The sequence below is a fragment of the Roseateles sp. GW835-FHT13E02 genome (genome assembly GCF_058794035.1).
This window is the reverse complement of record NZ_JBXAGJ010000027.1, coordinates 1-14,630: the sequence shown is the minus strand read 5'-3', so window position 1 is coordinate 14,630 and position 14,630 is coordinate 1. Positions and strand designations below refer to the sequence as shown.

The following is a 14,630-nucleotide window of genomic DNA, read 5'->3' as shown; positions in this document are numbered from 1 at the left end:
TCGCGATGAGCTCAACTTCCACCGCCTCGTTTCGCTTGCCGCAGGCCCTGCCGGCCTGGTGTTTGGTCTCGCCCGTTCTGGCCTTGCTGGGCCTCTGGGGCATCACACAGCTGGGCCAGGACGTGGCCGGTTGGTGGATGCTGCCCCTGGCCTTGCTGCTGATGGCGGCCGTGCTCTCGGCCGTGCACCATGCCGAGGTGGTGGCGCACCGCGTGGGTGAACCGTTTGGCTCCCTGGTGCTGGCCGTGGCGGTGACGGTGATCGAGGTGGCGCTGATCGTGTCCCTGATGCTGGCCGGCGGCGAGAGCTCCAACGCCCTGGCCCGTGACACGGTGTTCTCGGCCCTGATGATTGTCTGCAACGGCGTGGTCGGCTTGTGCCTGTTGCTGGGCGGCCTGCGTCACAAGGTGCTGGCCTTCCGCGTCGAGGCCACCAGCCCGACCCTGGCCGTGCTGGTGGCCCTGGCCACCCTGACCCTGGTGCTGCCCAGCTTCACCACCAGCACGCCGGGCCCGACTTTTTCTACCGCCCAGCTGATGTTTGCCGGCCTGGTGTCCCTGGTGCTTTACGGCGCCTTCGTCTTTGTGCAGACGGTGCGGCACCGCGAGTACTTCCTGCCCATCGAGACCGAGGAGGGCGAGCAGGCCATGGAGCGGCCCTCGGGCGGCGTGGCGGCCTGGAGCGTCGTGCTGCTGCTGGCCTGCCTGGTCGGCGTGGTGGGCCTGGCCAAGCTGCTGGCGCCGGGCATCGAGGCCGGCGTGCGTGCGGCCGGCGCGCCGCCCTCGGTGGTGGGCGTGATCGTGGCCTTGCTGGTGCTGCTGCCCGAGACCGTGGCCGCCGTGCGCGCGGCCCTGCGCAAGCGCCTGCAGACCAGCCTCAACCTGGCCCTGGGCTCGGGTGTGGCCAGCATCGGCCTGACCATCCCGGCCGTGGCCCTGCTGTCCCTGTTCTTCCCCTATCCCCTGGTGCTTGGGCTGTCCAACACCAGCATGGTGCTGTTCCTGCTGACGGTGGTGGTGGCCACCCTGACCCTGGGCAGCGGCCGCGCCACCGTGCTGCAAGGCGCCGTGCATCTGGTGCTGTTTGCCGTCTTTTGTTTCCTGGCCGTGGTGCCCTGATCGATGGGCGCGTGCTCGCGCCTGCCGCGTGATTTGTGTGGTTGGTTCTTACCTTGATTGATGCAGCAAACCCGACTTCTTCTCGAAGGCGCCGCCGGCGCGCCCCTGCCTGATTGGGCTTTGCTGGAGCCCGGCTACCGCCTGGGCCACTACGCCCGCGGCGACGATGTGTTCAGCATCGGCCAGTGGCAGCCCTTTGTGTATGTGCTGCGCCAGGGCATGGTCAAGCTCAGCTACAGCAATGAGGCGGGCGAGGAGTGGATCAAGTCCTTCATCGGCGAAGGCGACTTCTTCGCCTGCCCCAATGTGCTGGTGGCTGGCGGCAAGACCGACTATGCCGCCGTTGCCCTGGAGGATTGCCAGATCGAGCAGGTGGACTTTGCTGCCATGCATGCGCTGACCGAGCGCCACCCGGCCTGGCAGCGCGCCATCCGTCAGCTCTTGGCCTGGCACATCGTGCGCAAGGAGCAGCGCGAACGCGAGCTGCTGACCCTGCGCCCCGACGAGCGCTACCAGGCTTTTCTGCGCAGCCAGCCGGCCTTGGCCGAGCGGGTGCAGCAGCGCGACCTGGCGCATTTCCTGGGCGTGACGCCCGAGGCCTTGAGCCGCATTCGCAAGCGTCTGCGAAACGAGTGAGGACGCTCGGGCTTTGACCCAAGTCAAAGCCCCGCCTCGCGACCCGGGCCGATTGATCCGGATCATTTGTCAGCCGCCTGCGCGGCGCGAAGCTACGCCCATGCCTTCACCTGTTCCTTGGCGAACGGTGAGGTTCAGCGGATTTCTGAAGGATCGGCTGCCACCCCTGACATGAAAGCGAGCTTTGACATGACCACGCCCCAATCGACCCGCCCCATCGATCCCTCGTTCCGCGCCTACCTGCTGGGCGGCGGCATCGGCTCCATGGCCGCCGCGGCTTTCATGATCCGCGACGCTGGCGTGCCCGGCACGCAGATCCACATCCTGGAAGCCTTGCCCTTGATGGGCGGCAGCCTGGATGGCGCCGGCGATGCCGAGCGCGGCTACTCGCTGCGCGGCGGCCGCATGCTGACCACCGACAACTACGAGTGCACCTGGGACCTGTTCAAGTCCATCCCCTCGCTGGAACACCCGGGCCAGAGCGTGCTCGGCGAAACCCTGGACTTCAACGAAAAGTACAAGGCCCATTCGCAAGCCCGCCTGGTCAACCGTCAGCGCGCCAAGGTGCCGGTCGAGTCCATGGGTTTCTCCATGCACGACCGCCTGGAGCTCCTCAAGCTCTCCAATGCCAGCGAAGAAGAACTGGGCACCAGCACCATCACCGACTGGCTGTCGCCGGCCTTCTTCGAGACCGAGTTCTGGTTCATGTGGGCCACCACCTTTGCTTTCCAGCCCTGGCACAGTGCCGTCGAGTTCAAGCGCTATCTGCACCGCTTCATGATGGAGTTCTCGCGCATCGAAACCCTGGGCGGCGTCAAGCGCACGGTCTACAACCAGTACGACTCTTTTGTGCGGCCGCTGCAGGCCTGGCTGCGCGAGCAGGGCGTGAACTTCGTGATGGACTGCCAGGTCACCGACCTGGAGCATGTCGAGACCGAAGGCCAGTTCCAGGTCACCGCCATCTGCTGCCAGCGCGCCGGCCAGGCCGAGCGCATCGAACTCGGCCCGCAGGACCTGGTGTGTTTCCAGAACGGCTCCATGACCGATGCATCCAGCCTGGGCTCGATGCACAGCGCGCCGCCGAAACTGAACAAGCAGGACAGCCAGGGCTGGGCCCTGTGGGAAAAGCTGGCCCAGGGTCGGCCCGAGTTCGGCAATCCGGCGGCCTTCAACAGCAGCATTGCCGAGTCCATGTGGGAGTCCTTCACCGTCACGCTCAAGGACACGGCCTTCTTCGACAAGATGCGCGCCTTCAGCGGCAATGAGCCGGGCACCGGCGGCCTGGTGACCTTCAAGGACTCGAACTGGCTGATGTCCATCGTCCTGGCCCACCAGCCACACTTTGCCAATCAGCCGGCCGATGTCCAGGTGTTCTGGGGTTATGCCTTGTTCCCCGATCGCGTCGGTGACTTCGTGGCCAAGCCCATGTCCGAGTGCACGGGCGAAGAGATCCTGCGCGAGCTCTGCGGCCATCTGCGCTTCGATTTCGAGGCCGTGGCCCAGGCCAACTGCATCCCCTGCCGCATGCCTTACATCACCAGCATGTTCATGCCGCGCGCGCTCAGCGACCGGCCGCTGCCGGTGCCCAGGAACTCGCGCAATCTGGCCTTTGTCAGCCAGTTTGTCGAGATCCCGGACGATGTGGTCTTCACCGTCGAATACTCGGTGCGCGCCGCACAGATGGCCGTCTACCAGCTGCTGAATGTGCCGCGCCCGGTACCGCCCATCCTGCGCCACGACCATTCGCTCAAGGTCCAGTTGGATGCCTTGGTCAAAGCGTTGAAATGAGTCGTTAGCATTTGCTTGGTCGTTCATACCTCCATCCCTCGCAACTGTCGGGCCGAGTTCGCCATTTCCTCATGCAGCCAGTTGCAAAGGGTGCGCAGGGCGGGCTCGTCCTTCAGGGCGGGCGGGTAGACGATGTGATAACGGCGCTGTACCGCGCCTTCCAGCACCGGCCCGGGCAGGCGCACCAGGCGGCCCTCCAGCAAGGCATCGGCCGCCAGCAGCTCGCGGGCCAGGGCGATGCCCATGCCGGCCTCGGCCGCCTGCACCAGCAGGCCGCCGTCGTTGAAGCTGGCGCTGGGCGAGATGCGGCGCGCCAGGCCGGCCAGGGCGAACCACTGCGTCCATTGCTCGGCATCGCCGAGCAGGGGCTCGTCGGCCAGGGTCGCGGCCAGGCCATCGGGCGAGGCCCCCATCAGGCGCTGGGCCAGGGCCGGCGCGGCCACCACGATCTGGCGTGATTCCATCATCACCTCGTTGATCAGGCCGGGCCAAGGGCCCACGCCCTGGCGCAGGGCGAGGTGAAAGCCCTCCTGCTCCAGATCGATCACGCGCTGCAGGGTGAAGAGTTTGAGCGCAATGTGCGGATGCTCGGCCTGCCAGCGGCCCAGGCGCGGGATCAACCAGCGCTGCGCGAAGGAGGGCGTGCAGGTGAGCTTGAGGCTTTGCATGGCGCTGCCGCTGGCGGCGCTGGCCGCACGCAGGCCCAGCTCCAGCTCGGTCCAGGCGCGCTCCAGCGCGTTGTGCAGGGCGCGGCCGGCGGCGTTCAGGCGGATGCCACGCCCCTGGCGCTCGAACAGTGGATAGCCCAGCTGCGCCTCCAGCGACTTGATCTGCTGGCTGACGGCGCTGTGCGTGAGGTGCAGTTGCTCGGCGGCGGCGCGCACGTTCTCGCTGCGGGCGGTGGCACGAAATGCGGCCAGGTATTGCAAGGGAAGGCGGGCGGCAGAAATCATTTGGAAAGTTTAACTATCCAATCCGGCCAGAAATTCCTGCTTTTCCCATGCTTATTGAAAACTTAGCATGTCCAGCCATGACTTTTACGAGATTCAGGAGCTGAACATGACGCCACAACCTCAGACCCGTCGGAAGCCGAGAGCGCGCCATGCATGGACCTTGGTGCTGGGGGCCGCCATGCTGTCGGCTCTGGCGCTGGTACTGGCGGTTCCAAGCGGGGCCGCTGACGGTGTGCTGGGCGCCCTCCAGGCCATGCCACCGGCTGCGGCTGGCTCTGGCCCAGCGCTCCTGCGAGATCGGCGCCTTGCCTTCCGCGAGCCTGTGGCATCGGCCCCGGCGCAGAACTCGACGGCAAGCTCCGCCCCTTCTGCGTCGAACGGCCCCGCTGCAAACGCCTTGCTGCCGGGCGCTGCGCAGCCAGCCGCTTGGTCCGAGCATCGCATTGCCACGCCGGATGGCTCGCTGGCCTATGCCAGTATGGGTCAAGGCCCCGTGCTGGTGGTGCTCCCCGGCGGCCCGGGCGGTAGCGGCTACGGCTTGCGGCCCTGGTTCCGCGTGCTGGCGCAAGAACACACTGTGGTGGTGCTGGACAACATCGGCCGGGGCCGGTCGGCCCGCCTGGCCGATCCCTCGCGCTACACGGTGGACCGCGATGCAGAGGATGTGGAACGACTGCGCCGCCACCTCGGTGTGGCCACGCTGGCGGTTTACGGGCATTCCTACGGCGGCCTTGTGGCACAGGCCTACGCCAGCCGCTACCCGCAAGCGGTGGACCATCTGGTTCTGGGCAATACCTTGCACGGGGCACGCAGCTGGCAGGCGCAGATTGACCATTTCGAAGCGCAATTGCAGCGCCACCATCCTGAGCGTTGGCAGGCCTTGCAAGCCTTGCGAGAGCAAGGCCTGCTCAGCGGCAGCCGCGAAGCGCAAGGCCTGCTCGGTGAAGCCTTCGCGCCGCTGTACTGGGCCGATCGGGCTGCCAGTCACCCGAAAGCGGCGCCCAGTGGCGACCCGCGCGATGCTCTGAATCTGGATGTCTATCGCGCCATGCTGGGCCCTGATCCGGAGCGCCGCGTCGGCGGCACGCTGGCCGGTGTGGAACTGCTGCCGCGGCTGAAGGCCGTGACGGCGCCCACCTTGCTGCTGACCGGCCGCTACGACGCGGTGGCGCCGCCCCAGGTGATGAACGAGATGCGCGATGCCCTGGGCCCGCAGGCCCGGGCGCAGACCGAGGTGTTCGAGCAATCGGGCCACCGGCCCTTCATCGAACAGGGCGCAGCCTGGGCGGCGCGGGTGCAGGCCTTTTTGCGCGAAGCGGCCGCTCAGCGCTGAAGCCTGGCCAGGGCCTGCACCGCGACCACGATCTCGGCCGGCGTCAGGGCGGCAAAGCCCAGCAGCCAGCCGTCCAATCGAGCCGGGCCTCGGTAGAGTGCGCTGAGGCTGGGCGTCAGCAGGCCAGCGCCGGCCGCGCGTCGGCTCCAGCGCGCTTCTTCACCCGGCGGCAGCAGGGCGGCGATCTGCAAGCCGCCCGGGCTGGGCTGTGGGCGCAACCAATCGCCGACCCGGGCCTGCAGCTCGTTCATCAGCACCTCGCGTCGCTGGCGGTAGAGCTGGCGCATCAGGCGCAGATGGGCGGCGAAATGACCCTGGCTGATGAAGTCGGCCGTGACGGCCTGGGGCAGCAGGGCGCTGTGCCCGTCCTGGATGCTGCGTGCGGTGCACAGCGGCGCCACCAGCTCCGGCGGCAGCACCAGATAAGCCAGGCGCAGCGAAGGGAACAAGGCCTTGGAGAAGGTGCCCAGGTAAAGCACCCGGCCCGGCTCCTGCTCGGGCTGCAGGCCTTGCAGCGCGGGCATGGGCCGGCCCTCGTAGTGGAACTCGCTGTCGTAGTCGTCTTCGATCAACCAGCAGCCCTCGCGCCGCGCCAGCTCCAGCAAGGCCTGGCGTCGGGCCAGACTCAGGGCCACGCCGCTGGGGTATTGGTGCGAGGGCGTCAGGTAGATCAGGCGGGGGGGCGGCTCTGAGCCCCGCTCGGGCGGACACAGACCGTGCGCATCCACCGGTACCGGCCGCAGCCGCGCGCCCGCTGCGGCAAAGGCGGTTGCGGCGCCGCGGTAGCCGGGCTCTTCCATCCATACGCGGTCGCCCTCATCCAACAGCATGCTGGCCAGTAGCTGCAAAGCCTGCTGCGAGCTGGTCAGCACCAGCACCTGTTCGGCACTGCAGCGCAGGCCGCGTGCCTGGCGCAAGTAGCCGGCAATCGCCTCGCGCAGGCAGTCCAGGCCTTGGGGTCCGCCATAGCCCAGCAGTTCGCGCCCGCCCGCGTCGCTGAGCCGGCGCTTGATCAGCTGGCGCCAGAGCGGCAGGGGAAAGGCGCGCAGATCGGGGCTGCCGGCGGCGAAGGGCAGAGGGCGCCGCGGGTCCTCGCAGGCGCCGCCATCGGCGATGCGTTGGCCACGCTGCGAGAGTGGGGGCGGGCGCATGTTCAGGTGTGCGACGCGCGCGCCTGCAGAGGGCCGCGGCGTCGGCTCGGGCGCCCGGGCGAAGGCCACAAAGCTGCCCTGGCCGATGCGACGGCTCAAGTAGCCCTCGGCCTCCAACTGGCCGTAGGCCGCCTCCACCGTCACCCGCGACAGGCCCAGGTCGGCGGCCAGCATCCGGCTCGAGGGCAGGCGCTCGCCCAGCTGCAGGTCGCCCTCGCGCATGGCATGGCGCAAGCTGGCGCAGAGCTGCTCGCGCCGGCCCAGGCCCGGGGCGGCGCCGCGCTCGAACCATTGCAGCCAGAGGCGGGATGGAGGCATGGGTCTTATCGATTTGAAAAAATTGGACTCAATGCTAAGGCCAATGCGGCGCACAGTGGCCGTGTCGTGTGGCGCAGCGCCGGCTGGCCACCACCGGCTTCACTTCGCAAAGGATGTTTTCTGTGAGCACTGTTTCTGAAGAATCGGGCATGTCCCTGGTCTTGTCTCACCCCGCCCCCAGCCCCGCCGAGAGTGCCGCCTTCATGGCCGCCAAGCTGCGCTTTCATGCCGACGCCTGGGATGTGGCCGAGGACTTGAGTGCGGGCATCGCCGCGCTGGTCGTCATCGACACCCGCTCCGAGGCGCAGTACGCCGCCGGCCATGTGCCGGGCGCGCTGAGCCTGCCGCACCGATTGATGAACGCAGCCAGCACCGCCAGCCTGGACCGCAGCAAGACCTATGTGACCTACTGCGATGGCATCGGCTGCAATGGCTCCACCAAGGGGGCGCTCAAGCTGGCTTTGCTGGGCTTCCAGGTCAAGGAAATGCTGGGCGGCCTGGACTTCTGGAAGCGCGACGGCCACCCCGTGGCGCTGGGCGAGGCGCCCGGCAGCATGCGTGGCCACGCGCTGATCGCCTGTGCCTGCTGAGGCGGCGCTCGGGGTGGAGGGGCGAGCGCGGCTTCGGCCTGCGCCCCTGATCGTGCGACGCGCCGTGCCCGGCGATGCCGAGGCCCTGATGCGCTTGGGCGCGGCCCATGCGGCCTTCGAAGGGATCGTGCTGCCCATGGGCCGCCAAGCAGGCGCTGCGCGCCAGCAGCGCCTGGAGCGGGCTTTGCAGCAAGAGCGCCTGCAGGCCTGGCTGCTCTGGGGGCCGCCGCCGTCTCCGCAGCCAGGCCATGCTGCTCAGGCGCTGGGCTATGCCAGCCTGACGCTGGACTTCTCCACCTTGGCCGCCGAGCGATTCGCGCATCTCGACTGCCTCTACCTGGAGCCGGCCGTGCGTGGCCAAGGTTGGGGTCAGGTCTTGCTGCAGCGGGCCAGCCGCCATGCCCGCGCCCAGGGCTGCCGCGAGCTGCAGTGGCAGACGCCTGACTGGAACGAGGCCGCCGCCCGCTTCTACCGCCGCCAGGGCGCGCAGGAGCTGGTCAAGCGGCGCTTCATCCTGGCGCTGCCGGCCTGAAGGCCGCGGCGGCTGGCGACTTCAGGGCGTGGCCTTGCCGAGGTGAAGGCCTTGTGCATCGATGCGGATCTGCTCGGCCGGCACCTTCAGCGCAGCCTCCAGGCTGGCGCGCGCGGCGGCGCGGTAGTTCTGTTCGGCCGCTGCTTGGGGTTGTTTCAGAAACGCCAGCCGGGCCACGGCCATGAAGGTGCCTTGCATGGCGCTTTGCTCGTAGAGCTTGCGCTTGGCGGCGCCGCTCATGGCGCTGAAGCCGGGGTTGCGCGGCAGCGCTTCGCGCAGCTGGGCGGCCAGGCGCACAAAGCTGGCGTCGGGCACCTCGACCTGGTTCAGCGCCATGTAGTTGCCGGCGATGAAGGCGGCCAGGGCATTGGCCACATCGTTCTCGGGCAGGCCCAGCTTGCGTTCGAGCTGGAGGTAGCCTTCGAAGGCCTGGCTGTAGGCCTGCGCCAGCGCCTCGCGCTGCGCCGGCGGCACCAGGGCGGCCAGCTCGCGCGCGTGGGCTTGCACCCGTGCCGGCTCGGCTGCCAGCGTGGCTGCGTTAACCGGGCTGGCGCTGCTGCTTTTGCCTGCGCTGGTCTTGCTGGAATTGCTGCTGCTGCCGGATTGGCCCGAGAAAGGCACGGCCGATGAGCCCGGGAAGAGCGGGAAGATCAGTCCTTGGTACATCGGCGGCGGGGGCGGCGGAATGTCAAAGGCCAAGGCCGATTGGCCCGCGCTGGCCAGCAGCAGCAAGCCACCGAGCGCCAGGCGCATGTGTCGCCATGCCGTCGATCCTGTCTGGATGGCTTCAGTTCCTGGATGTGAGTGCATCTTCAACTCCCGATTGGGCCGCACCCTGCGGCCTGCCAAGCTGGCCCGCAGTCTAGTGGCAGGCTGCGTCGAAGCGGCCACTCGACCTAACGGTTTTGTTACAGGACACTTCAGAAACTCGGGATGGAAAAATCGGGCCTGTCTGCGCTTGTGGGTTGCGCGGACGCCGCCCTAGCCCGGGGTGACAGCCGCGATGGCTCGCTCCACAATGTGCTGGAAGCTCCTGGTCTTGGCCTTGAGCGCTTGCCACCCGCATCCCTCATGCCTGCCACCTCCGCTGCCCCATGGATCGCCGTCGTGTTTTGCTGAGCTTGGCTGCCACCGGTCTGGGCGCGAGTCCGCTCAGGGCCAGCCCGCGCCAGATCAGCTACCCGGTGTTTGGCGGCCCGGACGATCCGTTTCGGCAGTACTGCATTGAGGTGTTGAGGCTGGCGATTGCGCATTGCGGTGTCAGCTACAGCCTGCAAGCGGTTCCCCAACCCGTGGGGCAGGAGCGCGCAATCCGCGCCCTGGCCACAGGCCAGGGGGCCTTGAATCTGCTGTGGAGCATGACCAGCGATGCGCGCGAGCGCGACTTGCTGCCCTTGCGCATCCCGCTGGATCGAGGCTTGATGGGCTGGCGTTTGCTGCTGGTGCGCAAGCAGGATCAGGCGCGCTTCGCCAGGGTGCGCCACCTCGATGGCTTGCGCGGCGTGGTGGCTGGGCAGATGCATGACTGGCCTGACACGCAAATCCTCCGGGCCAATGGCTTGCAAGTGGGCACCGGCAGCAGCTACGAAAACCTGTTCGCCATGTTGCAGCGCGGCCGTACCGATTTCTTCCCGCGCTCGGTGCTGGAAATCGAGGACGATCTGCAACGCTTTGGTGTCCCTTACCAGCTTGCGATTGCGCCGGGGCTGATGCTGCGCTACCCGACTGCGTTCTATTTCTTTGTCAGCCCGCGTGACCCGGGGCTGGCCGAGGATCTCAGCCGCGGCCTGGAGCGCATCGTCAGCGAAGGTCTCTGGCAAGCGCTGTTCGCTCAGCACATGCGTCCCCAGTTCAAGCGCCTGGCGCTGCACGAACGCCAGGTGCTGAACCTGCACAATCCCTTGCTGCCGGCCGCGACGCCCTTGCGGCGGGCTGAGCTGTGGGAAGAACCCGGCCGCGTGAGCGGGTGAGCGTTCGACGGTCCATGGTGATCCCAGGTGTTTGCACCGCGAGCCGGTGCTCGGCTGCTTTCTTTGGGATCCGCCCCTGCCCTCCCTCGGGCGGCGCCCCTGCCGGCCTGAGCCGCCCCCTACACTGCGCGCCGTGAAGCCTGTCAACTTGTTCGCGCTATTCCCCGTACTCTCGGCCTGCCTGGCCCTGCTGCTGAGCTCAGCCGCCTCGGCCCAGGTCCCCGCATCGTCAAGCCCCGCGCCCTTGCTGACCCTGGAGCAGCTGCCGCGCCCCAGCGGCCCGCCGCCCGATCGGGCCCTGGTCGTGCCCTCCCAGGTGCTGCGCTGGCGCGAGGAGGCCAAAGCGCTGGAGCATGGCGCCAATGGCATGCCGCGCGACCCGGCGGCGGCGGCGGCGCTGTACTGCCGCGCCTCGCGCTACGGCGACGCCGAGTCGCAGTACAGCCTGGCCTGGATGCTCAGCCATGACCGCGGCATCGCCCGCAACGATGCCGAAGCGGCCCATCTGTTTGCCGCCGCGGCCGAGCAGGGCATCGCCCAGGCCGAGCGCATGCTGGCTGCCATGGGCGGCACGCCGATGGGCGAGCCGCCGCCCTGCCTGCGCCCGCCCGAGGCCGATGTGCTCCCGCCCAAGCCGGTGATTGCGGCTCAGAAACCTGGCGCAAAAGGGTCAGCCGCGGCTCGCTCGCAAGACTGGCCCGCGATGCCGCCGCCGGCGCAGGCACCGGCGGCCATCGTCGATTTCGTCCAGCAGGTGGCGCCCGAGTACCGGCTGGCTCCGGCCTTGGTGCTGGCCGTCATGGCCACTGAATCGAACTTCGACCCGGCAGCCTTGTCACCCAAGAACGCTCAAGGCTTGATGCAGCTGATGCCCGACACCGCCCGGCGTTTCAAGGTCAGCCGCCTGACCGACCCGACGCAGAACATCCGTGGTGGCATGGCCTATCTGCGCTGGCTGCTGGCTTACTTCGAGGGCGATGTCGCCCTGGCCCTGGCCGGCTACAACGCCGGTGAACGGGCGGTGGAGCGTTACCGCGGCGTGCCGCCCTACGCAGAGACTCGCGCTTATGTGCGACGCATTCTGACCGCCGTGCATGGGCAGCGAAGCCACCCTTTCGATGCCGCGGTGACACCACCCTCGCCGATGCTGGATTTCTGGCGCCCTGTCGCGCCGAAGAGGCCCTGAAACGATGGCGACCCTCGATAAGTTTGACCGGCAGATTCTGGGTCTGATGCAACAGGACTGCCGGCAGAGCGCGGAGCAGATCGCCCACAGCGTCGGCCTGTCGGCGACGGCCGTGCAGCGCCGCATCAAGCGCCTGCGCGAGACCGGTGTGATCCGCGCGGAGGTGGCGCTGGTCGACGCGCAGGCGGTGGGCCTGGGCGTCAGCGTGCTGGTCGAGGTGGAACTGGCCGAAGCCAGCCGTGAGGCGGTGATCGATGGCTTCAAGCGCCGCATGGTTGCGCGGCCCGAGGTGCAGCAGTGCTGGTATGTGGCCGGCGCCAGCGACTTCGTGCTCCTGATCGCCGCGGCCGACCTGGCGTCCTTCGAACGCTTGAGCCGTGAGCTGTTCTTTGACGACCCCAATATCAAGAAGTTTCGCAGCACCTTTGTGCTTGAAAGTGCCAAGCGGGGCCTGGCGCTGCCCTTGGCCGATTGAGTTTGCGGTTTGGCGGCGCGAAGGCCATCGAAAACGCCGCCGGGCGACGCCGGGGCTTGCCGACACTGAGGGCTTTGGCAGATCGAGCCCCTCATGAACAGCCCCGCCCGCTACGAAATCCTGGATCCCCGTTTTGAAGACTGCATTCGCCTGAGTGCGCAACTGGAGCAGCTCCACACGGGCAACCGTTGGTGCGAAGGCCCGGCCTGGTTTCCTGCCCATCGCTCGCTGGTCTGGAGTGATATTCCCAACGAACGCATGCTGCGCCTGGACGAGGCCTCGAACGCGGTCAGTGTGTTTCGCCAGCCCTCGGGCTACAGCAATGGCAATACGGTGGACCGGGAAGGGCGCCTCATCAGCTGCGAGCATGGCGGGCGTCGCGTGCTGCGCACCGAGCACGACGGCAGCTTGACCGTGCTGGCCGAGCGCTACCAAGGCCGCCGGCTCAACAGCCCCAACGATGTGGTGGTCAAGTCCGACGGCACGGTCTGGTTCACCGACCCCAACTACGGCATCAGCTCGAACTATGAGGGGGTCAAGGCCGAGCAGGAACTGCCGGGCTGCTATGTCTACCGGCTGGACCCTCGCAGTGGTGAGCTCACGGTGGTGGCCGATGATTTCGTCAGCCCCAACGGCCTGGCCTTCTCGCCCGATGAGCGCCATCTCTACATCGCTGACACCGGGCTCGACTGCGGCACCATGCGGCGCTTCTCCGTGGGGGAGGGCGGGGTGCTGTCCGGCGGCGAGGTGTTCATCCGCTGCCAAACCGGCTTTTATGACGGCTTCCGTTTTGATGAAGAGGGCCGGCTCTGGACCAGTGCCGGCAGCGCCATTCACTGCCATCTGCCTGACGGAACGCTGATCGGGCGCATCCTCATGCCCGAGCGTGTGGCCAATCTGGTGTTCGGGGGCCCCAAGCGCAACCGACTCTTCATCTGCGCCAGCAGCTCGCTTTATGCGCTCTTGCTCGCGGTCAGTGGCGCCAAAACCTTTTGAGGGCGAGGCCCGTCGGGCGCTCGCCTGCAATTCCAGCCCGAGCGTTGCTGCGGGCGGATCTCAGGCCTTCAGGGTTTCAGTTTCGCCTTGAGGCGGGCCAGGCCGAGTTTCAGCTGCTCACCGGTTTGCTGGGCCTGGTTCAGCACTTGCTCCTGGCTGGGCAGGCGCTCGCTGGCCCAGGCTGCGGCCTGAGCCGCGGCCTCAGCGGCCGCCAGGCCTAACTGCTCGGCCGTCTGACCGGCCTTGTTGGCGCCGACCTTCAGTCGCTGGGTGGATTGCTCGGCCACCTCGCGCAGCTGCTCGGCCGTGGGCAGTCGTTCGGCGGTCCAGCCGGCAGCGTCCACGGTGGCGCGCTTGACCTGCTCGGCCGCTTCGCCGGCCTTGGCCTTGGCGTTGAGCCAGGCCCCGGACCGCTCGCTGGCGGGCGCGGTCCGCAGTGTCTGTGAAACGCGTGCCAGGGCCAGGCTTTCTTCGTTCGAGAGCGGGCCGGCGGCTTCCAGCATCTGCGCCAGAAAGGCAATCAGCTCCTCGACCATCACCTTCTGATTGCAGTCGGGGTTGGTGTGCAGCAGCTCGGAGAGATCCTGGGCCAGCGCCTCCAGATCCGCCCCCGCGAGCTCGGATTCCACGGCGCCGACGGCCGCGTCGACAAAGCGTGGGTCCAGCCCCCATTCATCGACCAGATGCTGGCGCAGGAATGCGCGCTCGGCGGCGTCGATCGCACCGTCCACCAGGGCCAGGCGCAGGCTCAGCGGCGCGATCAGGTCGAACAGGGCCAGGCCCAGGGTGTCCAGCGGCGTGTTGAGGAACTTGGGGATCTCGATCACGCGGCTGCCCTTGCTGTGGCCCAGCCAGCGGTAGATGCCGTAGCAGGCGCCGCCCGAGGCCAGGGCGGCAAACGCGACCCAGCCGACCGGGGTGGCGGCAGCGCCGATGCCCATCGCACCCATCAAACCGCTGGGCGCAAAAAAGGTCGAAGCCACCAGGCTGGATTTCGCAATCGCGGCGCCCGCGCCCGCCGCGCCCAGCACATCCCAGACCTCGCGCGCTCGGTTGACCATGCGTAGCGAGGTGTAAGCGTCTTCGCCGATGGCCAGCTTGGCCTTGAAGCGCAGCGGCTCGGCCACCACCCGGGTCACGCCGGAGAAGCGTGTCAGGTCATGGGCGATGGGATCGGCTTGATCGGTTGAAGCGGTCGGATCGGCGGTCACGGTGCGGCGCTCCTTTCGTGCGGCAGGAGCGCCAGCGTAATCGAGCGGCATGTCAGCGGACCTTTTTGTTGACCAGTCTCTTGCGAAGCCTTGCCGCCTTGGTCGGTCGCGGACCCTGAACCCGGCCGCTGCGGCGAGGAACAAGAAAGATAAAATGCAGGTCGGGCCGGATGTGAGAAGCGGACACCGAAAGTCGCCCGACAGGTGGCTTGCGGAAAACCGCGCAGGGGCCGACACCGCGCCAACCAGCGCTGAGCGCCGCTGGGAGGCTTGTGCGGCACAGAACAGCCGCTGGTTTTTCTCGTGAGGCCCTGCAGCCCGCGCCGCCACCGGGCTCATGGTTCCGGGGTCGGCCCTGGCGGGCCGACTTCCC

General features: G+C 67.9%; 14 protein-coding genes. 10 read left to right on the top strand and 4 right to left on the bottom strand.

All coding sequences use genetic code 11. From position 1 onward, the window contains the following. The first annotated feature begins 5 nt into the window (after window positions 1–5). From AC1Q6P_RS21265 to AC1Q6P_RS21255, 3 genes are all read left to right on the top strand, one after another. Window positions 6–1,118, top strand: coding sequence for a calcium:cation antiporter (locus AC1Q6P_RS21265; RefSeq protein ID WP_492665912.1), 1,113 nt, complete (start codon window positions 6–8; stop codon window positions 1,116–1,118). A 60-nt stretch (window positions 1,119–1,178) separates the two neighbouring features. Then, window positions 1,179–1,754, top strand: a complete 576-nt coding sequence (locus AC1Q6P_RS21260; protein ID WP_492665911.1) for a Crp/Fnr family transcriptional regulator — start codon at window positions 1,179–1,181, stop codon at window positions 1,752–1,754. A 189-nt stretch (window positions 1,755–1,943) separates the two neighbouring features. Next, complete coding sequence (locus tag AC1Q6P_RS21255) at window positions 1,944–3,542, top strand: oleate hydratase (RefSeq protein WP_492665910.1); 1,599 nt, start codon at window positions 1,944–1,946, stop codon at window positions 3,540–3,542. Window positions 3,543–3,565: 23 nt separating this feature from the next. On the opposite strand, the gene AC1Q6P_RS21250 is transcribed toward AC1Q6P_RS21255, so the two are convergent. Continuing rightward, window positions 3,566–4,495 (bottom strand): LysR substrate-binding domain-containing protein, encoded by a 930-nt coding sequence (locus tag AC1Q6P_RS21250; protein ID WP_492665909.1) that lies wholly within the window; start codon window positions 4,493–4,495, stop codon window positions 3,566–3,568. 397 nt (window positions 4,496–4,892) lie between these two features. Between AC1Q6P_RS21250 and AC1Q6P_RS21245 the strand changes: the two genes are divergently transcribed. After that, entirely contained in the window at window positions 4,893–5,828 is a 936-nt protein-coding gene (locus tag AC1Q6P_RS21245; RefSeq protein ID WP_492665908.1) for an alpha/beta fold hydrolase, read from the top strand. On the opposite strand, the gene pdxR is transcribed toward AC1Q6P_RS21245, so the two are convergent. Beyond that, entirely contained in the window at window positions 5,819–7,297 is a 1,479-nt protein-coding gene (pdxR, locus tag AC1Q6P_RS21240; protein WP_492665907.1) for a MocR-like pyridoxine biosynthesis transcription factor PdxR, read from the bottom strand. The two genes, AC1Q6P_RS21245 and pdxR, sit on opposite strands and share 10 nt — an antisense overlap. Window positions 7,298–7,419: 122 nt before the next feature. Here pdxR and AC1Q6P_RS21235 point away from each other — a divergent pair, with 122 nt between their 5' ends. Next, entirely contained in the window at window positions 7,420–7,887 is a 468-nt protein-coding gene (locus tag AC1Q6P_RS21235) for a rhodanese-like domain-containing protein (protein ID WP_243392649.1), read from the top strand. A gap of 52 nt (window positions 7,888–7,939) precedes the next feature. Continuing rightward, window positions 7,940–8,419 (top strand): GNAT family N-acetyltransferase, encoded by a 480-nt coding sequence (locus tag AC1Q6P_RS21230; protein WP_492665906.1) that lies wholly within the window; start codon window positions 7,940–7,942, stop codon window positions 8,417–8,419. Between the two features lie 21 nt (window positions 8,420–8,440). Here AC1Q6P_RS21230 and AC1Q6P_RS21225 read toward each other — a convergent pair whose 3' ends face one another. Then, window positions 8,441–9,172, bottom strand: a complete 732-nt coding sequence (locus tag AC1Q6P_RS21225; RefSeq protein ID WP_492665905.1) for a DUF6683 family protein — start codon at window positions 9,170–9,172, stop codon at window positions 8,441–8,443. Window positions 9,173–9,513: 341 nt separating this feature from the next. Between AC1Q6P_RS21225 and AC1Q6P_RS21220 the strand changes: the two genes are divergently transcribed. From AC1Q6P_RS21220 to AC1Q6P_RS21205, 4 genes are all read left to right on the top strand, one after another. Next, window positions 9,514–10,389, top strand: coding sequence for a substrate-binding periplasmic protein (locus AC1Q6P_RS21220; protein WP_171827763.1), 876 nt, complete (start codon window positions 9,514–9,516; stop codon window positions 10,387–10,389). Window positions 10,390–10,522: 133 nt separating this feature from the next. Continuing rightward, window positions 10,523–11,575: a lytic transglycosylase domain-containing protein gene (locus AC1Q6P_RS21215; protein ID WP_492665904.1), complete on the top strand. Its 1,053-nt coding sequence runs from the start codon at window positions 10,523–10,525 to the stop codon at window positions 11,573–11,575. A 4-nt stretch (window positions 11,576–11,579) separates the two neighbouring features. Continuing rightward, a complete protein-coding gene (locus tag AC1Q6P_RS21210) occupies window positions 11,580–12,050 on the top strand; it encodes an Lrp/AsnC family transcriptional regulator (RefSeq protein ID WP_492665903.1) in 471 nt (156 codons plus the stop codon). Window positions 12,051–12,143: 93 nt separating this feature from the next. After that, window positions 12,144–13,046 carry an SMP-30/gluconolactonase/LRE family protein gene (locus AC1Q6P_RS21205; RefSeq protein ID WP_171827762.1) on the top strand — a complete coding sequence of 301 codons (903 nt, stop codon included), beginning with the start codon at window positions 12,144–12,146 and terminating at the stop codon, window positions 13,044–13,046. 68 nt (window positions 13,047–13,114) lie between these two features. Here AC1Q6P_RS21205 and AC1Q6P_RS21200 read toward each other — a convergent pair whose 3' ends face one another. Beyond that, window positions 13,115–14,257: a hypothetical protein gene (locus tag AC1Q6P_RS21200; RefSeq protein WP_492665902.1), complete on the bottom strand. Its 1,143-nt coding sequence runs from the start codon at window positions 14,255–14,257 to the stop codon at window positions 13,115–13,117. Window positions 14,258–14,630 lie beyond the last annotated feature (373 nt).